The sequence below is a fragment of the Stieleria marina genome, from assembly GCA_007741555.1.
Lineage (GTDB): Bacteria > Planctomycetota > Planctomycetia > Pirellulales > Pirellulaceae > K23-9.
Genome location: CP036526.1, coordinates 2427088 through 2448406 on the forward strand (window position 1 = coordinate 2427088; position 21319 = coordinate 2448406).

Here is a 21319-nt window from a genome sequence, read left to right on the forward strand (position 1 = left end):
TTGCTACTTTGATTCGCTCAAAATTTGGGCGTAGATCGCTTCCGCTTCATCGTACGCTTTCTTTGCCTCGTCACGTTCTGGTTCGCGAATCTGGTTTTGCTTCGACTGCCAGCATTGCTTGACCGAGTCGATGCACCATTGGGCGCTTCGGCGATTTGCGCGGATGGGCTGATCGTCCACGTGGACGAAAATCGGATTGGTGTGGACTGATGGCAGGATTCGCACGGCAACCCACGATGATTTTTGAATGTCGATAGGCAGTTCAAAGTCTTTCAGGTCGCCATCGGCGACTAGCTCGCGTGTCGCCGCGACTTCGCCGTTGACGATTACCTCGACGTTGACATTGCGGCTCTCGCCCAATCGGCATCGTTCGATGTGCCAGTAAGGTTTTTCGTCCAAACGCCGGTCGCGAATTTCACGCGATTTGTCTGTCATGTTTTTGTCTAGCAGTGCAGCGGCCTGGAACTTGACTTGGACGCTGGCGGGAGCGTCCAAATCAACGCGGCTGGGCTGAGAATCGCCGGTTTGTTTTTTGCCCATCTCTTGCCCGTTGACCGAGAATCCCAGCACATGGCTCATGCCATCACCACAGTAGCTGCGGCCGTCGCGGAGGCCTTCGATCCAGTTCTGATAGTTCAGTTCTTGGTCGTCATCAAGCTGGACATAGACGCGTCCTAGTCCGACGCGGTCGCCGTAGATGCAGGGGAAATCCGTTTCACCGCTGATCCGTGATGTCATCCCGCAATTGAGCGTGTGGTACCAAATGTTCAATTCCCATATCGCTGGGGTGTCGACTGCCGAGATGAAGTCGCAAGCATCGTGCGCGGCTGTGACGATGAATTCGTTGGCACCAATTCCGTCGAACGGAGGCACTTCATAATCAGGAAGCGTGTCCGCGGCACTGCCAGCCCAGTCTTGTGGCGCACCGCCCCACTTTACTTTGGGTGGTTGCCGCGAGCCGTCTGGCATGTGGTCGGGCAATGCCAAGCCCCAGCCGCTGTGGCTATAACCGACGACGCCGCCTTGGGATTTTCCCCATTTCAAAACAGGCAAAGTCCAGCTAGGCCATTCCTCCAAGACTTCCGTGCCGGGGTAGTCGTCATCGCTTAGATTCAGCAAACACAAATGTCCGGCATGTGAAGACGGAAAGCCGCTCACTTCTACGTCGTAACGCATCAGGTTCTTTTTGGTCGAAAGCGCTGAAGCCTGTCCTTCGAAGAAACTTTTTTGCGTATACCAACACGGTCCCCAGCTGAGCACGCAACCGACATTCAAATCTTCGCCCAACAAGTGCCGCATCATGTCTTCCGGACCGACGCCTTCGGTGGGGCTGTCGTAGTGCGCACAGCCAGCGGCGTGTACATGATGATCGCCGGAGTACCAATTGTGCTTGGCAATGTGAATCCAACGTTGCGGGCGAATGTCGAGTGTCTGGTGCTGGCCGGCAGCTACTTTTAGGTCGCGTTGCAGCGGCAAGTATTCCGGGCCGCGCGTTACCGTCATCTGGTATTCGCCAGGAGGCAACGCAATTGATTCACCATCGTGTCGATAGACTTGATGGTGAAAGAAAAAGTCAGGTGCCAGTCGTCGCGCAGGGTTGGGGTAAACGCGTCCCAGCGAATCGCGGATGACAAACGCAGCGGTGGTTGGCTCGCCATCGGTGTCTTTGATGTCGAGCTTGATGTTGACCGCTGGCTGACAGTCGAACAGGATCGCGACGGTATTTCGAAAGCCGATGTCCTGGGTTCCCTGCCCGATGTTAAACGACAGCGCAGCTTCTCGTTTGCCTACGTCGCGACTGTACAACGTCAGCGGGCGGTACTCGATAGCCAAGCCACTCAAACGCTGTTTGATGGGAGGACGATTGACCAAGGAAACATCTAGCCAGCGATCGGGCACATCGCGGGGCTGCACGAGATCTTCGTCGCTCATCGGTTTTTCGCGCGGATACTTGCCTTGCTGATACACGGGCAGAGCGTTCGGGCTTTGCACAATCAGCTCAGGATTCACGCCAGCTTCGTTGTGAACTTTTACCAGCACAGTCCGCCAACCTTGTTGAATCAGGTCTTTCGGGGCGGGACCTTCTTTTACCTTCACGCGGCTTTCGGCGTTGATATGGATTTCGGCAATGCACAGCGGGTCAAGTAATTCTTGGACACGTCGTACGGAGTCGACTTCCTTTTCCAAGCCTTTGGCAGCGTCCAAGTCAGCAATCGTTTTTGCAGGAAGGGGCGTGCCGGTGTAGTCCATCGATTCGATCAAACGATCGGTGGCGGCAAACAAAGGTTGCCGAGCAACATCGACGATGATGTCCAGGTCATCGGCCCTAGCTGAGCCGACAGGCGTCGCAAAAAGAGTCGAAACAAGCAGGAGCAAAGCCAGTCGTTTGCGTTGAAGTTCCATCGTCAGCCTTTCGTCGGGTGAGTTATCGAAGCAGCGGCGTCCACCATCGATCCAAGAGATCGTTCAATCGCTGCACATCCTGCTTTCGCATCGGATCGTCGATCAAGTTCGTAGTTTCCCAGGGATCGCTCTGTACATCGTAGAGGACCGCGCTGTTGGCGTAGTTGTTCCAGGCGGGTTTACCGTGCCGAGTCTGTGGCACAATCAATTTGTGCGGTCCCTGCCGTACCCATCTGTAAGCGACATCCGCTGACGGGTTCCCCAGTTCGCTCGCGTCGCCAGGGTAGATGGCTCCGAAAACGGGGCGGTTTTTTGCCGGGCGGCGTTTTCCTGTGACGACATCCCAAAGATCTTCACCCGCAAAATTTTGTTTTGCCGGAATGGACGCAGCTGACAAAATGGTTGGCAACAAATCGATACTGCTTACCGGAGCATCGTGCTTTGAAGCCACCACCTTTCCAGGCCAAGCGAATAGGATTGGTGTTCGCAAACCGGCGTCGAACGGTGCTCGCTTGCTTTTCTTGGTGTGGTCCCACTCCGTACGCGCGGCGACGAATCGATTGGCGTCAGGCTGCCAGCCGTTGTCAACGACGAACACAATCAACGTGTTGTCACGTTTTTCGTGTTGGTCCAAAAATTTTAGTAGTTGCCCAACCGTGTCGTCGAACTGTGAAATCGCTGCAAAGTAAGGCCTTTCGTGGTCGCCCACATCGTCACGGTCGTCGTAGATGGCACGGAACTGTTCCGGCGAATCATGAGGAGTGTGCGGCAGGAACGGCGCGTACCAAACAAAGAACGGTTGATCGGAGTCCTGGGAAACGAAATTCTTAATTGGATTCATCGTTTCGCGTCCGATCGCCAAGCCGTGATCGCCGTTGCCGTGCGCAACAATATCGCCATTGGCCAACACCTTGTCTCCATACTTGCCGCCGGAGGGCTCGGCCGTTGTCATTCCGTCAGTGAAACCGGCGGTTCGATAGTGCCCTTCCCAGAACTTGCCCGTTTGCAAGCAGCGGTAGCCGTTTGCGGCCAAGAGGCGCGGAAGCGTCGGTAGATCGCGAATGGAATCCGCTGCTTTGGCGCGAAAGTCGTCGAACTGTTGCTTGCCGATTTCCGGGCTACGAGTCAGTTTCGCAAAACCCGGCGGTGGATGATTGAAATAGACGCCGTGTTGATGCGGATAGAGCCCCGTCAAAATTGACACCAACGACGGTCGGCAAACGCTGGAAGGCACGTATCCATTTGTGAAAACGGCCGACTGGCGTGCCAGTGCATCCAAGTGCGGGGTCTGCACACGCGTGTGCCCCATGAATCCAAAGTCCGTATAGGTCTGATCGTCCGAGACGATCAAAACGATGTTGGGCTGGGAAGAGTCCGCGGAGCAAGTGCCAGGGCAAGCGACGCAAAGCAGCAGCACGATCATGCTGCCCACGTTTCTTGACGTTACGAAGGGCGGTGAGGACACGGCAGAAATCAAAACCAGCACCTGGGGCTTTGCAGGAAGTTCGCAACGGCTTCATTGTATCACCCTATCAGCATCGCACTGCCGAATCCGCTAAGACCATCTGTGCTGGCGCCATCGTTGCCGTGGATGGTGATCGAGAGTGGGCAATTTAATCGGCGTGTAGGTTAGAAGCCGTGGCAAATTTGCAGGCGTGCGCAAATAGATCGGCGGATTTTTGATTTCGCTCTCCTGTTCTTGCTGAAAATGAATGCTCGTGTACTCTGCGGACATTCTCTGCTGACCTAGCCTTCAATTGATTGATCTTCAATATGTTTGCCATCGATGTTTTGTCGCGTATCGTCCATGTGTTAACCGCGATTACGTTGGTCGGGGGAAGTGTCTTCACTTGCTTTGTGTTGATGCCGTCGGCCAAAGTGTTGGCAGATGAGGCTCATCAGAAGTTCGCAGCAGCCATCACAGGACGTTGGAAACGTTTTGTGCACTTCGGTGTGCTGCTGTTCTTGGTCACTGGTTTTTACAACTATTTTCGGGCCATTCCGCTGCACAAAGGCGACGGGCTCTACCATGCCTTGATTGGCACCAAAATGCTGTTGGCAGTTGGCATTTTCTTTTTAGCGGCAGCGTTGGTGGGACGCAGCGAAAAACTAGCGGCTATTCGAGTGAACCGAGGCAGGTGGATCAAAGTGCTTGTGCTGCTGGCCGTGATCGTGGTTAGCATTTCAGGATTCGTCAAAGTGCGCGGTGTGCCTGCCGGGGCACCAGCCGTCGTTGAGGCTGCAGTCGTTGAGGCAGCTGAGTAACTGCGTTTTGCTTAGCCGGTATTTTTTGGGCAGCTGATAGTTTTCCACTGTTGCCGCAGCACGACCGGCAACGTTGGTTCAAGCTTTTATCGTTTCAGCCATCCGTTGTCGCGATACCATTTCACGGTGTCGTCAAAACGTTGAGCTAGCGGTGTGGTGACTTCGAACCCTGTGTCTTTCTTTAGCCGTGTGTTGTCGCAGATCCATGATCCGGCAGTGGCCTCGCGAGCTTTGTCCCAATTGACGATGGTTGGATGACGTCGGAGTTGTGAAAAAACTTCGTTCACACCTGCGACGCACCATACGAACGGGGCGGGGAGGCGAAACACAAAGGTCCGTTGGCGACCGAGTGATTTGCCAATCATGTGGCCCAGTTCTGCATACGAATGGACGTCGTCGTTTGACGGAAAATAAACGCCCGAGGTCGGATCTTCCTCGCTGATGCGGCTTCCGCTTTCGGCAGTCAGTTGGCAGGCCTTGGCCAAATCAGCGGCGTGGACCACCGAAAAGAAGTTGTCTCTCCAGCAGGGATTGAAGTGGATGCCAAAATTGGCGATCGATTGGTACATCGTCACGCTGACCGGGTCGGCTTCTCCCAAGACGATCGGTGGTCTGATGATGGTGATTGGGACTTGCGAGGCGAACCGACGCACTGCCTTCTCGCCAGCCAACTTGCTCTTGCCGTAGCTGCTGATCGGGGCCGGTGTGCTGTGTTCGTTAATGGCAACTTGGTCGTGTGCGGGATGCACGGCTGACAAAGACGAGAGCAAAATCAACTGTGGCGGCTGATTCTGTGAGGCACAAACTTGGGCCACATTTGCAGCGCCGGTTTCGTTGACGGCCAGAAGTTTGGCGGCACTGAGTGCTTTGGTAAGGCCTGCGAGGTGATAGACGACGTCGAACGGGCCTTTTGTAAACGCGGCAGCAACCGATTCGGCATTGGTCACATCGCCAAGTGCAAACTGGCATCCAAGGGGATCCAACAGGCTGCGATTCGACGTGGGCCGAATCAGGCAAGTCACATCGACATCGTCGTCAGTCAGTTGGCGGACCAAGTGATAGCCGATAAATCCGCTCGCGCCAGTGATCAACGCTTTTGTCATGATCGGCTACCCGTTGCATGGATTACCCAAGTACCAAAACGCCGGTCTGGAATTCACCATCAGCGCATGAAAAACGACCGGCTTAGGCCGGTCGTTGTCTTGATCGAAGTGGAATCCCCATCGCCTAGCGACGAGTCTTCTTCACCTTTGCGCCGCCTTGGCGGACTTTGAACTTTGGATTGCTCTTGCAGATCACATAAATGCGACCGCGGCGTTTAACGACTTGGCAGTCGGGGTGACGGTACTTCAACGCACCAATGCTACTAACAACTTTCATCGGATCGATCTTTTGATATTTATCGGATAGGTTGGTTTTTTGCCAATCGGGATAGGTCGCGGAGTATAGCAATTCGTCGACACCCTTCAACGCCAAACGCCCCTTCCTCGCCTGGAAAACAGCCAATTATGCCACGAATCGCGTATTTTGATTGCCTTAGTGGTATTAGCGGCGACATGACTTTAGGGGCGTTGATCGATCTTGGCGTGGAAGCGTCGGCGATCCAAGCGGCGGTCCGGTCGATGGGGCTTGCTGAGCTGTCGATTACCTCCACCGAGGTCAAAAAAGCTGGTTTTCGAGCTGTTTACGTCAATATTGACCATCCACCCGAGCATGCTCACCGCCACTTGCACCATATCACGGAGATGATTGATCGGGCCGATCAGATTGATTCTTCAGCGAAAGCGTTGGCAAAGCGAATTTTTCACCAGGTTGCGATCGCCGAGGCCAAAGTCCACGGATCGACCATCGAAAAGGTCCACTTTCACGAAGTCGGCGCTATTGATTCGATCGCAGATATCGTCGGCACCGCAGTCGCGATGACTCAGTTGGGGATCGAATCGACGATCAGTTCGCCCATCCCGACGGGCACCGGAACGGTCACAATCGCGCACGGAAAAGTCAGTATCCCGGCACCGGCAACAGCTGAAATCTTGCGAGGCGTCCCGATTGCGCCTTGTGACATTGCTGCGGAACTGACGACGCCGACCGGAGCCGCGATCATCAAGGCGACGGCGACCGGGTTTGGCAGTTTGCCTGCGATGACGATCGATGCGGTTGGATATGGTGCCGGAACCATGGATTTGGACGGGCAAGCGAACGTGCTGCGAGTATTGTTGGGCGAAATTGCCGACGATCAGATCACGGCAGCGACCAAAGTGGAATCGGATCGCGTGGTGGTGCTGGAAACGAATTTGGACGATTCCACGCCCGAGCAGTTGGCCGATTGTGCGCAACGGTTGATCGATGCGGGGGCGCTGGATGTTTTTCAGACGGCTGCCACGATGAAAAAAGGACGTTCGGGCGTGGTGCTTTCAGTGATCGCATCGGCTGACCGAGTCGGTTTGATGGAGCAACTGATTTTTCAACATTCGACGTCGATTGGAATTCGTCGCCAAACGATGGATCGTCACAAATTGTCACGTCGCAGCGAAACTCTCGCGACTGAATTTGGCGACGTGAAAACCAAGGTCGTTACTTTGCCCGATGGCCAAGAACGAATGAGCGTCGAGGATGATGACGCAAGACGGCTGGCAACCGAAAGCAGCACGACCGCGGACGCGGTGCGAAAAGCCGCGATGTTGGCATGGGGCTAGCCGATTGACGCGGGGGGCAGTGGCGAAGCACGCTGGCAAGGCCAGCAATGGCCTGGAATTCCGTGCTCCCGATAACGCAGGCGTGCGTCAAGAGAGACGCGAATTGCGATTCGCACATCCGCTTCTAAGTCGATGGCCTGATCTGCTACCTTGAACTGACGATCACAATTGCGAACGCCGCCTTGGCGCAGAATCCATTTCAGGAGCCTGACACTTGAACATGCCTGCGGACTTCGACTTAAAGGAGCGAGTTCGTGCAGCCGTCGACATCGTGGATGTCATCGGCGCGACGCTGGAGTTGCACCCCGCGGGGCGCAATATGGCTTGCCGATGTCCCTGGCATAACGACAAGCGACCTTCACTGACCGTCAACCGCGAACGGCAAACTTGGAAATGCTGGCCCTGTGATATTGGCGGCGATGTCTTTTCCTTTGTGATGAAACGTGACGGCGTCGACTTTCCAACCGCAATGAAAACGCTTGCGGAATTGGCTGGCATTCCCGTTGAAGAGTACACGCGAGGTAAGAAAACCACGCCCGGGAGTCCAGACGACAAGGCGACGTTGCTGGCAGCGACAAAGTTGGTTGCCGACGCTTATTTTCAGCAGTTGGACAATCCCAAGACCGACGATGCCAAGATCGCACGGGACTATCTGGAACAGCGTGGCGTTGACGAAGAGAACCGAAAGCGGTTTCAGATTGGGTTTGCTCCGGACAGCTGGAGTTTTGCCATCGATTTGTTGGACAAGAACAAACTGAACGCCAAGATCGCACATGCGGCCGGAGTGGCTTTTCAAAAACGATCCGGCGATGGTTATGTCGATGCGTTTCGTGGCAGGTTGATGTTTCCGATTCATGATTTGCAGAATCGCGTGATCTCGATGGGCGGTCGCGTGATTCCAAAGATCGCCGAGCGACACGGCGATCACGCGGGTGGCAAATACATCAACGGTCCCGAGACAAAGCTATTTCGCAAATCGTTTAACCTCTACGGGCTGCAGCTTGCTCGCGAACCGATTCGCAAAGGCGGCGAAGCGTTGGTCATGGAAGGCTACACGGACGTCGTGGCTGCTCGACAAGCGGGGATCGAACCGGTGGTTGCGGTTTTGGGAACTGCATTGACCGAACCGCATATCAAAGTTTTGAACCGATTCGCACAGCGAGTTGTTTTGGTTCTGGACGGTGACGCCGCGGGACAACGACGTGCTGACGAAGTGTTGGAGTTGTTTGTTAAAGCGGACGTTGATCTTCGAGTTTTGACATTGCCCGATGGCAGTGATCCGGCCGATTTTATTGCCGATCACGGCCGCGAAAAATTTGAAACGATTGTTTCGGGAGCACCCGATGCGTTGGATCACAAGTTGTCGCGATTGACCGAAGGCATCGATGTGACCCGCGATACGCATGCGGTGATGAAAGCGATCGAAACGATGGTGGGCGTGATCTCCAAAGCTCCCCGCATCAACGGCCTGAAAGTCGATCAGTTGATGATGCGAATGGCACGCACTTTTGAGCTGCCAATCGAACGTCTAAACGAAACTTTGGAACGGACGCGCCGGACGGTTAGCAAGCCCAAGCCAAAGTTCACGCCGCAAAAAACAGCTTCGACTTCGTTTGATCCCAATCTGGCTTTGTCGCAGGCGGGCGAGTACGACGACTATGATTCGGGGGCGCCGTTTGCGTCGCAGCAAACCAACACGGCTGGCAACAATCAAGCTAGTGGTCAGCGCAGCACGCCGGCAAGTTTGCGGCCGATCGAAGGCGTCGATCGTGAGATGTTCGAACTCTTGATTGAATCGCCCGACTTGGCCGCGACCGCCGTCGAATCGATCGATCCCAATTGGTTGGAAACGAACGCCGCCAAAATGTTGCTGTCGGCGTATCAAGACCTTGATTTAGCAGGCCGCGAACTGACCGCCGACAACGTCTTGCTGTTGATCGAAAACGAAACGTTGAAAAGCCAGGTCGTGACCTTGCAAGATCGTGTTCAGGCACGTGAAGGCAAGTTGTCGATCAGTGTCGAAGAACGCTACGCAGGTGTGATCGCACGGTACGCAAAAAGAGCCACCGACGCGGAGAAGTCCAGTGTGATCGCAAAGCTTCAAACGGCAGCTTTGCCCGAAGACGAAGAGGCCGCGCTGTTGCAGCAACTCTTCGACGCCGAGAAGGCTCGGCATCGTCCGAACTCAAAGTAAATACTAGCAAAGAGCGTTTGCTTTGCACGCAAAAGAAACTTTTTGAACAATCGATTTCTTAACCCATAATGGACTTGTCAGGATTGTAGAAAGCGAACATGTTGTCCGCCCCGTTAACAACCACTGACTTGAAATTAGTCCAACCCAACGACTGAGGGATTTGCCCGGCCAAGCGATTGGCCCTAAGCACGTTTACATTTGTTGCAACTGCCCCGCGGCACTTGCAACTTTCGACAGTTGAAATGGATTTCAAACGACCCGACGCCGATCATCGCGGCGACTATCAAAACATGAGGTTTTGTGATGCAATTGATGGACCAAGATCTAAAGACGCTTATCACTCGTGGCAGCCAAGATGGTTATCTGACCTACGACGAAGTCAACGCGTACTTGCCCGATGAAGACGTCAATCCCGAGAAATTGAATCGGTTGATTCTGGCGATCGAACGACGCAAAATTCGGCTGATCGAAAACGCTGAAAAGAAACGCATCGTCGCGGCCGGCAAAAAGCCCGAGCCAAATGTTGTGGAAATGCGAACCGAGCCTAGTTCGGCGGACGCAGCACTGAACCACACCGAGATGCCCAAGGCCAGCGAAGATCCTATTCGGATGTACCTGAGCCAAATGGCCGAAATTCCTTTGCTGACTCGCGAAGAAGAAGTCTCCCTGGCTAAGAAAATCGAAATCACGCGTCGTCAATTTCGCCGAGCACTCCTGGGATCCGACTACGCACTTCGTAGCACCGTCAGCATTCTCAAGCGGGTCCACGAAGGCGAACTGCCTTTCGACCGTACGATCAAAGTCTCGCTGACCGAGCGTCTGACTAAGGAGCAAGTTTCCGCTCGCATGCCGCACAACTTGCGAACACTAGAACGTCTGATTCACCAGAACAAAGCCGATTTTGATGCGATGGTTCGCAAGAGCACTTCGCCGCGTTTGAAGGCTGAGATTCGTCGCCGATTTATCAGCAATCGCAAAAAGAGCCTAGAACTGGTCGAAGAGCTTTCGTTGCGTTCGCGCCGCGTGACTCCTTTACTCGGGCAAATGGAAAAGATTTCGCAGCGAATGAATTTCATTCGCGCACGTTTGGCTGAACTCGGCACCGATGCGATGGCTCGTGATGAAGCCGCGGACCTGAAGCAAGAGCTTCGCGAGCTGATGATGGTGACTCAAGAGAGCCCAACCAGCATGCACAACCGCATGGTCAAGGCACGCGAGCACTTTGAAGAATACGAGACCACCAAACGAGAACTGAGCAGCGGCAACTTGCGATTGGTTGTTTCGATCGCCAAAAAGTATCGCAACCGTGGACTGTCTTTCTTGGACTTGATTCAGGAAGGCAACACCGGGTTGATGCGAGCGGTCGACAAGTACGAATACCGCCGCGGATTCAAGTTCAGCACTTATGCGACTTGGTGGATTCGCCAGGCCATCACGCGTGCGATCGCGGATCAAGCACGGACGATCCGGATTCCTGTTCACATGATCGATGTGCTCAGCAAGCTTCGTCAGTCACAGAAACGTTTGACTCAAGATCTCGGCCGCGAGCCAACCTACGATGAAATCGCGAAAGACACCGAAGTGCCTTTGGAAGAAGTGACTCGCGTCATGGACATCGGTCGCCATCCGGTCAGCCTCGATCGTCCCGTGGGTGAAGGCGAAGACAGCAGCTTCGGTGAATTTATCGAAGACAACGACACCGACAATCCGGTTCGAAGTGCTGCGGGCGGCATCCTTCGCGGCAAAATTGACGAATTGCTAAAAACGCTGACATTCCGCGAACGCGAAATCATTCGCCTTCGCTACGGCTTAGTCGACGGATACAGTTACACGTTGGAAGAGTGCGGCCGAATCTTTAAGGTCACTCGCGAACGAGTTCGTCAGATCGAGGCAAAAGCGGTTGCCAAACTGCAAAGCCCGTCACGTGCCGACCGCCTGAGTTCGTACTTGAAAGTCGCTGCGTAACACGTTGACGGATACAGTGAATACGGAAGGCGGCCCGCTGATGCGGGTCGCCTTTTTTTGATGGTGAACAGGTTTTACCCGTCGTCGATCGAATGTTGGGAGCATTCTTACGGCGACCGAAAGCGATCGCTCAGTGGAATGAGGCGGTGATCGCCAGCGAATTTCAGACCTAGGTGGCACGCCGCGAACGGCGCGATATAACAAAGCGTTCGCTCCTTCAATTCGCTGCTCTCATCCGACTGATCGTTTCATGGCACCTGTAAAAGTCGAATTTCCTGCCAAGCTTCTTCGTCGGCTGCACGGTATTCACCGCCAAAAGCATGAACTTTCCAGTCAACTGGCTCGCGGCCCGCGTCAGCTAAAAGCGGGCGAAGCAATGGTCGCGAAAGCTCAGGCAGCAACCGAAGTGATCAAGGAATCGCTGAAAAAAGCGAAATTGGCGTCCGACGAAAAACAGCTTCAGCTAAAAAGTCGCGAAGCTCGCATCGAGGAGCTGAAGGCGAAGTTGAATATGGCGGCCAGCAACCGCGAGTTTGACACGTTCAAAGAACAGATTGCTGCAGACCACCAGGCGAACGAAGTTCAAAGCGACGAAATTCTGGAGTCCTTTGAACGCATTGATGTGCTGCACGAGGAGCTAGCGGCCGCCGAAGCCGAGCTAAAGAAGCAGCAGGATGACCAAGAAGCTCGTTTGACAGAGGTGGAAGAACGCTTGATCGTAGTCCGCGAAAACGTTGGCCATGTTGACGCGCAATTAGCTGATGCTGAAAAAAAAATTCCTTCGGCAGCGATGGATAGCTACAAGCGGTTGGTGCAATCCAAGGGCGAAGAAGCGTTGGCGCCAATGGAAGTCGACTCCTGCGGCGGTTGCAACCAAACATTGACCACTCATGTGTTGGATCAGTTGCGATTATCGATCATGGTGAATTGTCCCAATTGCAACGCGTTTCTATACATCTCCGAAGACAATCGAGTCAGTTAGTGTCGCGCGTGTAGCGATTGAGCGACGGGAGGTAACAGTTGCTTTTGTGCGGTGATGGTCTTCCGAATTTTGTGGCCAATGAAGTCCATCTAAACTATGTCGCCTGCGGAAACTGACATTCGAATTTCGCCGATCGTTTGATGGGGAGCGAGCCGCATTTTTTCAATGCGATCAATCATTGCGCAATGATGCGTCGTTATCATGATTGCGTGTGAATTAGCGGCCCAATGACGGCGTCGCCAATTCCTCCTCTGCGATCCACCCGTTCTTTATTGGTTCAGCATGATCCTACTTGGCCTTGTCGGAACGCCCGCAAGCGGAAAGTCCACTGTCGCGACGCACCTGCGATCCAAGGGTGCGTTCTGGATCAATGCTGACTTAACTGCCCGCGAAGTTTTGACTCAATCCGATGTCATCGAACAGCTCGTCAAACGTTTTGGCGATTTAATCTTAGGCGATGACGGCTTGATCGATCGAGCACGGTTGGCCGAGCGAGTCTTTGGCGATGAGCCAGAGAAAAATGCTGCGCTCAAATTTTTAGAATCCGTTGTGCACCCCATCACTCGCCAACGCATTACCGACCAAATCAAAGTTGCAGCCGACAAGCAGGCTTCGGTCACGATTCTTGATATTCCACTCTTGTTTGAATCACACTGGGATTTGTCATGTGACGTGATTTGGTGCATCGATGCGCCCGTCGAAAGCAGGATCCAATGGGCGTCGACACGTGGCTGGACAGCCGAAGAGTTGCATCGCCGCGAATTTAACCAGTTGGGGATCGCTGAAAAACGCCGCCTTAGCAACCAAACCGTGTACAATCAGGCCACCTTGGGCGAACTCTTCGAAAAGCTCGATCTCCTCTGGTCCGATGTCGTTACAATAAGAACGAAAGCATTTGACACCCCTGACCCTGGTCACTGTCTAGGCGACTGAGTGAGAGCCGGCGACTGGGCAGCAGATCGATGCATTTCACTTTTGGCTCTTTTCGTTTTAGGGTCGATTCGCTGGTGCGCGAAATCTCTGATTGACGATACTTTTCCTACCCATAGTGGTTTAACCACTCAGACTAATCCCGCCTTTTTCTCTTCCCCTCCTTTTCCATCCTCCTCCTGCGCCTCCCTGCGTAAATCTCATGACATCCGATAGGCCCTCCCGGGACGGAGGTAACCAGCGCGCGAAAGGTCCTCGCGAGTATCAGCGTTACCGAAACAGCAACCATCGTCCTCGTCACCCCGATAAAGAAGTCGATCAGCGCGTCCGCGAACTTGACGCGGAACGTGATCCTCTTTCTCTTCCCGAAGAAATCGTTAGCGAAGCCAACAAGGCTGGCCAGCGAGTTGGGATCCCGGATTCTGACGGACGAAAACCAGCGTTCAGCATCGCATCGCTTCAAGCCATGCAGCATGAAGAGCTGATGCGACTGGCGGAAACCGAAGGCATCAGCGAAATCCGTGGTGTGTCCAAGCAAGAGCTGATCTTCAGCATCTTGAAACATCGCATGAAGAGCGATGGATTGATGTATGGCGAAGGCACGTTGGAAATTTTGCCTGACGGGTTCGGCTTTCTTCGCAGTGCCGAATACCACTACCTGTCTTGTCCGGACGACATCTACGTTTCGCCCAGCCAAATTCGTCGATTTGGTTTGCAAACGGGGAGCCATGTTGCGGGGCAAATTCGTCCGCCCAAAGAAAACGAACGGTACTTTGCGCTGCTTCGTATCGAGGCAATCAATCGGCGCGATCCTACCCAGAAAAGTGCTGCGATTCCGTTTGACGAACTGACGCCGCTGCATCCAAGTACGCGGATTATCTTGGAGCACGACGCCAAAGAAATCAGCACACGTGTCGTCGACATGCTGACGCCGATCGGATTCGGTCAACGTGGCTTGATTGTTAGCCCACCCCGAGCGGGCAAGACCATCTTGATGCAGCAGATGGCAAAAGCGGTGCTGAAGAATTTTCCCGACGCATACGTCTTTGTGCTGTTGATCGACGAACGTCCCGAAGAAGTCACGGACATGGAACGGGAAGTTCGTGGTCCGAAATGCGAAGTCATCAGTAGTACGTTTGACGAACCCGCGCAGCGACACATTCAAGTTGCTCAGATGGTCAACGAAAAGGCCAAGCGAATGGTCGAAGCGGGCATCGACGTAGTGATTTTCTTGGATTCGATCACGCGTCTGGCACGCGCCCACAATAGTGATGGAGAATCGACCGGCAAACTCCTCTCGGGCGGTTTGGATGCAGGTGCCCTGCAGAAACCGAAGTCGTTATTCGGTTCCGCGCGTAAGGTCGAAGAAGGTGGTTCGCTCACGATCTTGGCGACTGCCTTGGTCGACACGGGCAGCAAACTGGACGACGTGATCTTTGAAGAATTCAAAGGCACCGGTAATCTGGAGATCGTTCTGGATCGCGAACTGGTCGACAAGCGGATCTACCCAGCGATTGATATCAGCGCCAGCGGCACGCGTCGCGAAGAGATGTTGTTGGACGAGGACGAATTTGAACGTGTTTCTTCGTTGCGTCGAGCACTCGCAGAACTGTCGCCTGCCGACGCGATGAAATCGCTTGTCAAACAACTTCGCCAAACTCAAAATAACGCCGAATTTCTGATGAGTGTCAAAGATGTCGACTGAAGCTGTTACCCAACTCACTGGCATCGCGGGAGAATTGCCTCAGGGCACGATCGTGATCGTCGCCAGTCGCTACAACGCAGGCATTTGCGATTCGCTGGTCCGTGGCAGCGTCGAAACCTTGCAGGCTGCTGGCTATGGAGCTGAATCAATCCGCGTGATCCGTGTGCCTGGGGCTTGGGAGCTCCCGGCGATCGTCAAACGTACGCTGGCCGATACCCAAGTCATCGCAGCAATCGCGCTGGGCTGTGTGATCAAAGGCGAAACGACGCACGATGAACACATCAATCGTGCCGTCAGCCTTGCGCTGATGGACATGGGGATCGAAACCCAAACTCCGATCGCGTTCGGGCTGCTGACATGCAACACGACCGAGCAAGCGCTGCACCGAAGCGGCGGGAACGTCGGCAACAAAGGCATCGAATCCGCCGAAGCGGTGCTGGAACTACTGCGGCTGATGGCCAAGATGTAAGCGTTTGCAGCCTGAGCCTGGACGGCTGTTTGTTTTGAGATATTGCCTCTGCGGTGCAGCGACGTCTTGGGCACGTGAAGTGCCTGTGCCAGCGAATGGCTCGCGGCGCGGAGGCTGCCTTTTGTATTGGTCGCGTTTTGTTCATCATGGTGGGCAGTGGCGACATGGCAGCCCAGTGTTCGGTTGGGCGCTATGCTTTTGGCTCCCCTCTTCACCCCCCTGGGAGAGGTTGTCGGCCGATGGGGCGATCGGCAGTTGTCGGCAGGAGCGACGCGTCAGTCAAATTTGCGGTCGTGTTTAGGTTGCGAGCAACTGCGCTGATAATCGCACCGGGTGTTGCGACTTTCGACGACCCTCTAAACTTCACGCTTCAACGTACCGATCTTTCCCAATCAAAATTTGAAACAAGATGTCCAGTCGCCGGCGTGCTCGCGAAATCGTTTTGCAACTGCTGTATGAAGCGGACATGAACAACTGTCGCGAAGATGCAGCGGCCAAAAAGTTCATCCGTTCACGGCTCCAGGGCCGCAAGGCTTTGACGGAATTTGCGTTTCAGCTTTTCCAGGGAACTCTCGAACGACGCGCCGAGATCGATCGGCATCTTTCATTGGTCGCCACTCACTGGTCATTGCCGCGAATGGCAGTCGCCGATCGCAACGTCCTGCGTCTGGGAGCGTTTGAGATTCTGTTTGGCGAAGCTCCCGGTCGTGTCGCAGTCAACGAAGCCATTGTGCTGGCCAAGCGTTACGGAAACAAAGACAGCACTCGATTTGTAAACGGGATTTTGGATCGTTTGCTCAAATCGTTCGAGCAGGGAACGTTAAAATCTCTAGTTGATGATCCGGCTGATCAGTCGGATGCCGAGCCCGAGACGGAATCGGCGACAACCGATACGACAATGGGTGACAGTGCCTCGGAGTGAAACCTTGGTTCCGCATCGTTGTTGGATCAGATCGACTCGTGTCCCCTGCCTGAGCATCGCTGTATGAATTCGTCATTACGTGTCGCTTCGTTCCTCTTCACAGTGGGTCTTCTGTCGGTTACCTGTGCGGCGCAAGAAGACGCGACTTCAAAAGCCAAAACGAAAAAGAAGAAAGCATCAGCGCCGTTTCAGTGGGTGAATCCACTTCCCGAAAAACACCACGCGGCTCTGACGCACGCAACTTTCCGAAGCTCGTCGATGGACATCGATGTCGGCTACGTGATCATGCTGCCCCCGGATTACCAGCGGTCACCGGATGTTCGATTTCCGGTCGTCTACTATCTGCATGGTGGTCGCCCCGGCAACGAACTGAAAAGCATCAGGCTGGCAGACACGATCTACGCTGCAATGGATGACGGCGACGTGTCGCAAGCGATCTATGTTTTCGTCAACGGTGGACCGGTCAGCCACTACAACATGCCCGGTGACCCCAGCAAACAGGGCGCCAGTGTTTTTGTCAAAGAGCTGATTCCTCATGTCGATGCGACGTATCGAACGGTTGCGAAACGCTCGGGACGAGCCTTGGAAGGATTTTCCCAGGGTGGGCGAGGCACGATGCGATTGTCGCTTCGATACCCTGGCTTGTTTTGTAGCGCCGCGGCGGGTGGTGGCGGTTACGAGGCCGAAAAACGAATCAGCGAAGAGGACGGGTACGAAAATCCTGGTTTGCGATTCGCCGCGGGCGACAACACTTGGGATCTGGCTCGCACTTACGCCAAACGAAAGACTCCCGTTGTCCGCTGGATGTTATTTGTGGGCGACAAAGGGATTAATTACGAAAACAATTTGGCCTACATGAAATTTCTGGACTCACTGGGGATCAAGTACGGGCGGATTGTCGTACCGGGAGCAGAGCACTCCGCTAAGCAGATTTATGAATCCGAGGCTTTGAGTATTATCCGTTTTCACGCAAAAAACTTTGTCAAAGCCGCCACCTGGGATGCACATGATGGACAGCAAGGAATCCCGATCCGAGTTCATTGATCGGAAATTTGTGGGAGCAATTTCGCGTCGGGCATTTGTCTGTGGTTCGGCAGCAACAATGTTGGCCGACCGGGCCGCTGCACAGGGGGCGGCTACGCAGGGGCCGCCTGTGCCAGTTCCGATCGCAAAAGAGACGAGCTATTTTGAGTGCGTCGAAACTCATTTCGATCGCCTGATTCACTATTCGCTTGACCGTTACGGCTCCACTCGATCGGGGCTCTGGATGGCATCGTTGGACATCGGCACCAACGAAATGCTGCAATTGCCAAGCGAGCAAGCGGTCAACGACATTCGCTATGTGCCGGGTGCTTACTGGTACGCTGATCAGCCGATGTTAGTCGCGGCTCATGCTGTCGCTGCACGTTCAGCGTGCAAGTGCTACAGCGATTCGGCAAACGAATATCTGCGCACTTGGGGGCATCTGATTGGGCAGAACTCACATCTGGATGATCTCCAAAGTTTCTATTGGCACGCATCCGGTGATCAATTTCGGTCCGTGCCATTGGACAAACGGATCGATTTTTCGCACACGCCTGCCTGGGAAACGATGTGGAGCGTTGATGCTAAGAATACGGAGCGTTTAATCCGGGGCGAAGTAGCGAGGGTTCAAACAGAAAAGCAGCTGACGCCGCGTGAAGTTCTCCATGCCACCGTGTCATTGGCTTGGCTGGCTACGAAAACCGACGGTTCGCATCCGGCCGATCGACGACAAATCGAAAGACTCTTGAAGGATGGTTTGTCTTCAACCAATCTCCGTCGTCGGGTAATGTCTCGTGATGTTTCGCCGCTGCCGTTCCGATTCGCGGTATGCTGTCTTGATAATGCTGGCAGGCTAGAGAGCGAAGATTTGAATTCCATGGGGACGGGACATGCAGACGCACTGGCGGAGCAGATCGTCTCGCAATTTTCTGAAAAGTCGACCGCACCTTTTGTGGTTAGTCGATCGACACTGGCGATTGGCGAATCGTTGCTTTCGTTTTTCGGGCAGCTTGGATCGGAGGCAAGCCAGCATGCGGCGATTCAAATCGGCGAGGCGGTTGCGCAGACGACGCGACGCCCCGATGAAGAATATTCAGACGCAGAAATTTATGGGCGGGCGATTCATTTTCTTGTTCGTGCATCGAAACTCTTGGCAAACGCTGACCTGATGGACCGAGCGCAATCGCTTGCAGATCATGCGATCGATCGGCTCTTTGTCGAAGACTGCGGCATGTTCCGCAGTCGGGTTGGTGTAGACCGTTGCGATGCCGCAGATGGCATCGGATACTTGATGTTGGCACTTTTGTCGCTCGATCGCGAAGACCCGACAGAGCACAGCTGTTTTTCGTTCTAAACAATGTTGGGGGTGGCGAAGACCACGGCTCAGCAGTTAGTTACCCGCTCTCGGAGCAAGACGTTGATTCGGACATTCGCAATTCTGTTGCTGTTGCTCGCCAGTTCAAGCGTCAACGCTGCCCAGCCACGCCCTCGGTTGCTTGTGTTGACGGACATCGGTGGGGACCCTGATGACCAGCAATCCTTGGTGCGCCTGATGGTTTACGCAAATGCATTCCAGACGGAAGGGATCATCGCGACCGCGTCGGGAACACCAGGCGAGTTGAAAACGGCAGTTGTTCGCCCCGATCTGATTCGTGCGATCGTGGCGGCGTATGGAGAGGTGCGTCCAAAATTGCAGCGACATGAAGATCGTTGGCCCACTGCCGATCAGCTTTTTGCCAAAATCAAATCGGGCAACCCGCATCGTGGACGCGATCACATCGGGGAGGGCCACGATACCGAAGGATCGCGTTGGATCATTCAGCAAGTGGACGCAGGCACCGAGAAAAAGCTGCTGAACATTGCGATTTGGGGCGGCCAGACGGATCTTGCTCAAGCCCTTTGGCGAGTCAAACGCGACCGCGGTGAAAAGGGGCTGGCGCAATTTGTAAAGCGTTTTCGCGTGTATGACATCGCTGATCAAGACGGAATTGGCGATTGGATGTACAGCGAATTTCCTGGCATGTTTTACATCGTTAGCAAGGCGGCCAAAGGCACCGACAAACGCGACGCAAGCTTTCGCGGCATGTACTACGGTGGCGATGAATCGCTGACGTCACGCGACTGGATCGAGCAAAATGTCCGCTCGGCTGGACCACTGGGGGCGCTGTATCCGATCAAGACTTGGACCGCACCAAATCCACACGGTTGTATGAAAGAAGGCGACACCCCGTCGTGGTTTTTCTTTCTGCCCAGAGGCGGCAATGTCCCCGCCGATCCAACGCAGCCAGGTTGGGGAGGGCAATTTCGAAAGGCGTTGGATGGGCGCTATCGAGATGATGACTTAGGAGGCGACGTCGCGCGTAAATCTGTCAGTCACTGGCGAGCTGATTTTCAAAACGACTTCCGGAAGCGAATAGCTTGGTGTCGTTGAATCGTTGCTTGGCACGAGACGTTGGAGGATCGTTGTGCACTCGTTAAGCAGCTAGACGTCAGTCAGTTCCCATGCCCGGGTTTTCGTACCAGATGACCCCCAGGTTCCGGCGCTCTTCACAGGTCAGGACGTCCAGGTCGCCGTCCCCGTCCAGGTCGACCAGTTCCATTCGGTCAAATTTTGCATGGGGTGTGTGGTCAATTGCCGTCCAAGGCTGATCTGCTGACTTGATCCAGATTCCTGGCCTGGGTGATTGGATTCTGTCAGCCACGGTATTGGCCGTCATCAAGAATACGTCCTTGCCCAGTTTGCGAATCGATTTTCCGAACGGCACGTTCGGTGGATTGGGAAACTCGTTCTTGATCCACGACTGGCTGTTCTGCGAAAATTTGACCCATCGCCGATTGCGGGTCGTAGCGAGAATTTGATTGTCGGCAGCGTCGATGAACATGGTTTCATGCTCGTTGCCACCGATCGAGTGTTCCGTCCAGGGATCGCTCGGGGAATTGTTGGGTTGCTCCAGCCAAAAAACGCCTCGCTGCTTGCCCTTTCGGTCGCTCACCACGACATCGTGATCTCCGTCAAGGTCCATGTCGATGATTTCAAGTGACATGATCCAGCCAGCCGACCGCAGTTTGACGGCACTCCAGTCTGCAAGCGACGCATCGTTTCGCTGCACTTTGGTCAATCGAATATCGCTGACTGGGAACGCTGCAATGGATTGCTGTGCTGGATCGGCCGGAGGTGGCAGCAACAGCGTGATGGATGCACCGGCGCCTTTGGAGCCAAGGACAACGGCACGCCGATGGTCTCGCAATAGGATTGGAATGGCGTACATCCACATTTGGCCGTCCAGACTGGCCACTCGCTTGGTCTGCCAGGCGTCTTTTTCCAGTAGTTGATCGATGGCGAAACCTGGCGTGCAATAGTGGACGAGCACCTGTCGCGTTTTGCCTTCATGGCAACTGATGATTTCTAGTTGCCCGTCATTGTTAAAGTCGAATGCGACCGCGTCCTCTGGCGACTTGCCAACGCCTACCGTCACGGCGGGCCAGGGGCTTGATGCGAGTTCATGGCCGGGATTGAGATACAGCCGAATAACGCCAGACTCTTCCCACCCCGTCACGATGTCGGGAAATCTGTCGTGATTGAAATCAGCAAGCCGGACGCCATCAGCACCCTGAAACGCTGAATCAACCGTGTGACGAGGCCAGGTTTCGGCCTGGGCCAAGGTGCACGTCAAGCAGAGCAGCAGGAATGGACGCATCGCTTAAACCTCATCAACATGCTGGGGTTTCAATCAGCGGCTTTGCAGCCGCTGGGCCAGGATCAAG

The 21319-nt window shown here is 54.4% G+C and carries 16 protein-coding genes and 1 pseudogene; 12 read left to right on the plus strand and 5 right to left on the minus strand.

Going from position 1 to position 21319, the window contains the following annotated elements:
* Positions 1-3 precede the first annotated feature (3 nt).
* Together K239x_RS08320 and K239x_RS08325 are read right to left on the minus strand one after the other, a co-directional pair.
* Positions 4-2403 (minus strand): CehA/McbA family metallohydrolase, encoded by a 2400-nt coding sequence (locus K239x_RS08320; protein WP_419189822.1) that lies wholly within the window; start codon positions 2401-2403, stop codon positions 4-6.
* Between the two features lie 22 nt (positions 2404-2425).
* Positions 2426-3868 (minus strand): sulfatase family protein, encoded by a 1443-nt coding sequence (locus K239x_RS08325; RefSeq protein WP_419189823.1) that lies wholly within the window; start codon positions 3866-3868, stop codon positions 2426-2428.
* Positions 3869-4176: 308 nt separating this feature from the next.
* On the opposite strand from K239x_RS08325, the gene K239x_RS08330 reads away from it, so the two are divergent.
* The gene (locus K239x_RS08330; RefSeq protein WP_145417383.1) at positions 4177-4668 is read left to right on the plus strand and encodes a hypothetical protein; all 492 of its coding nucleotides are present in this window, start codon (positions 4177-4179) and stop codon (positions 4666-4668) included.
* Positions 4669-4754: 86 nt separating this feature from the next.
* On the opposite strand, the gene K239x_RS08335 is transcribed toward K239x_RS08330, so the two are convergent.
* Complete coding sequence (locus K239x_RS08335) at positions 4755-5771, minus strand: NAD-dependent epimerase/dehydratase family protein (protein WP_145417384.1); 1017 nt, start codon at positions 5769-5771, stop codon at positions 4755-4757.
* 124 nt (positions 5772-5895) lie between these two features.
* Positions 5896-6048, minus strand: coding sequence for a type B 50S ribosomal protein L36 (gene ykgO, locus K239x_RS08340; protein ID WP_068259038.1), 153 nt, complete (start codon positions 6046-6048; stop codon positions 5896-5898).
* A 128-nt stretch (positions 6049-6176) separates the two neighbouring features.
* On the opposite strand from ykgO, the gene larC reads away from it, so the two are divergent.
* The 11 genes and pseudogenes from larC to K239x_RS08395 all read left to right on the plus strand — a co-directional run bounded on the left by larC (position 6177) and on the right by K239x_RS08395 (position 19985).
* Positions 6177-7364, plus strand: a complete 1188-nt coding sequence (gene larC / locus K239x_RS08345) for a nickel pincer cofactor biosynthesis protein LarC (protein WP_145417385.1) — start codon at positions 6177-6179, stop codon at positions 7362-7364.
* A 220-nt stretch (positions 7365-7584) separates the two neighbouring features.
* On the plus strand, positions 7585-9558 hold the full coding sequence (gene dnaG, locus K239x_RS08350) for a DNA primase (RefSeq protein ID WP_145417386.1): 1974 nt from the start codon (positions 7585-7587) through the stop codon (positions 9556-9558).
* 303 nt (positions 9559-9861) lie between these two features.
* Positions 9862-11523 (plus strand): sigma-70 family RNA polymerase sigma factor, encoded by a 1662-nt coding sequence (locus K239x_RS08355; RefSeq protein WP_145417387.1) that lies wholly within the window; start codon positions 9862-9864, stop codon positions 11521-11523.
* A gap of 250 nt (positions 11524-11773) precedes the next feature.
* Positions 11774-12505, plus strand: coding sequence for a zinc ribbon domain-containing protein (locus tag K239x_RS08360; protein ID WP_145417388.1), 732 nt, complete (start codon positions 11774-11776; stop codon positions 12503-12505).
* Positions 12506-12787: 282 nt separating this feature from the next.
* Positions 12788-13438 carry a dephospho-CoA kinase gene (gene coaE / locus K239x_RS08365; protein ID WP_145417389.1) on the plus strand — a complete coding sequence of 217 codons (651 nt, stop codon included), beginning with the start codon at positions 12788-12790 and terminating at the stop codon, positions 13436-13438.
* 199 nt (positions 13439-13637) lie between these two features.
* On the plus strand, positions 13638-15140 hold the full coding sequence (gene rho / locus K239x_RS08370; protein ID WP_145417390.1) for a transcription termination factor Rho: 1503 nt from the start codon (positions 13638-13640) through the stop codon (positions 15138-15140).
* Complete coding sequence (gene ribH / locus K239x_RS08375) at positions 15130-15609, plus strand: 6,7-dimethyl-8-ribityllumazine synthase (RefSeq protein ID WP_145417391.1); 480 nt, start codon at positions 15130-15132, stop codon at positions 15607-15609. The genes rho and ribH overlap by 11 nt, the downstream gene beginning before the upstream one ends.
* A 409-nt stretch (positions 15610-16018) precedes the next feature.
* Positions 16019-16411 (plus strand): annotated as a pseudogene (gene nusB, locus K239x_RS08380) (transcription antitermination factor NusB); the annotation flags it as partial.
* Between the two features lie 183 nt (positions 16412-16594).
* Positions 16595-17575, plus strand: coding sequence for an alpha/beta hydrolase (locus K239x_RS08385; protein ID WP_145417393.1), 981 nt, complete (start codon positions 16595-16597; stop codon positions 17573-17575).
* A 109-nt stretch (positions 17576-17684) separates the two neighbouring features.
* Complete coding sequence (locus K239x_RS08390) at positions 17685-18908, plus strand: glycoside hydrolase family protein (RefSeq protein ID WP_145417394.1); 1224 nt, start codon at positions 17685-17687, stop codon at positions 18906-18908.
* Between the two features lie 63 nt (positions 18909-18971).
* Positions 18972-19985, plus strand: coding sequence for a DUF1593 domain-containing protein (locus K239x_RS08395; protein WP_419189824.1), 1014 nt, complete (start codon positions 18972-18974; stop codon positions 19983-19985).
* 58 nt (positions 19986-20043) lie between these two features.
* Here the strand turns inward: K239x_RS08395 and K239x_RS08400 are convergent, their stop codons facing one another.
* A complete protein-coding gene (locus K239x_RS08400) occupies positions 20044-21252 on the minus strand; it encodes an FG-GAP repeat domain-containing protein (protein WP_145417396.1) in 1209 nt (402 codons plus the stop codon).
* Between the last annotated feature and the right edge of the window lie 67 nt (positions 21253-21319).

Bases quoted from the DNA above. Each gene is read 5' to 3' on its own strand.
- K239x_RS08320 (WP_419189822.1), bottom strand. From the start codon at position 2,403: ATGGAACTTCAACGCAAACGACTGGCTTTGCTCCTGCTTGTTTCGACT.
- K239x_RS08330 (WP_145417383.1), top strand. From the start codon at position 4,177: ATGTTTGCCATCGATGTTTTGTCGCGTATCGTCCATGTGTTAACCGCG.
- K239x_RS08335 (WP_145417384.1), bottom strand. From the start codon at position 5,771: ATGACAAAAGCGTTGATCACTGGCGCGAGCGGATTTATCGGCTATCAC.
- ykgO (WP_068259038.1), bottom strand. From the start codon at position 6,048: ATGAAAGTTGTTAGTAGCATTGGTGCGTTGAAGTACCGTCACCCCGAC.
- larC (WP_145417385.1), top strand. From the start codon at position 6,177: ATGCCACGAATCGCGTATTTTGATTGCCTTAGTGGTATTAGCGGCGAC.
- dnaG (WP_145417386.1), top strand. From the start codon at position 7,585: ATGCCTGCGGACTTCGACTTAAAGGAGCGAGTTCGTGCAGCCGTCGAC.
- K239x_RS08355 (WP_145417387.1), top strand. From the start codon at position 9,862: ATGCAATTGATGGACCAAGATCTAAAGACGCTTATCACTCGTGGCAGC.
- K239x_RS08360 (WP_145417388.1), top strand. From the start codon at position 11,774: ATGGCACCTGTAAAAGTCGAATTTCCTGCCAAGCTTCTTCGTCGGCTG.
- coaE (WP_145417389.1), top strand. From the start codon at position 12,788: ATGATCCTACTTGGCCTTGTCGGAACGCCCGCAAGCGGAAAGTCCACT.
- rho (WP_145417390.1), top strand. From the start codon at position 13,638: ATGACATCCGATAGGCCCTCCCGGGACGGAGGTAACCAGCGCGCGAAA.
- ribH (WP_145417391.1), top strand. From the start codon at position 15,130: ATGTCGACTGAAGCTGTTACCCAACTCACTGGCATCGCGGGAGAATTG.
- K239x_RS08385 (WP_145417393.1), top strand. From the start codon at position 16,595: ATGAATTCGTCATTACGTGTCGCTTCGTTCCTCTTCACAGTGGGTCTT.
- K239x_RS08400 (WP_145417396.1), bottom strand. From the start codon at position 21,252: ATGCGTCCATTCCTGCTGCTCTGCTTGACGTGCACCTTGGCCCAGGCC.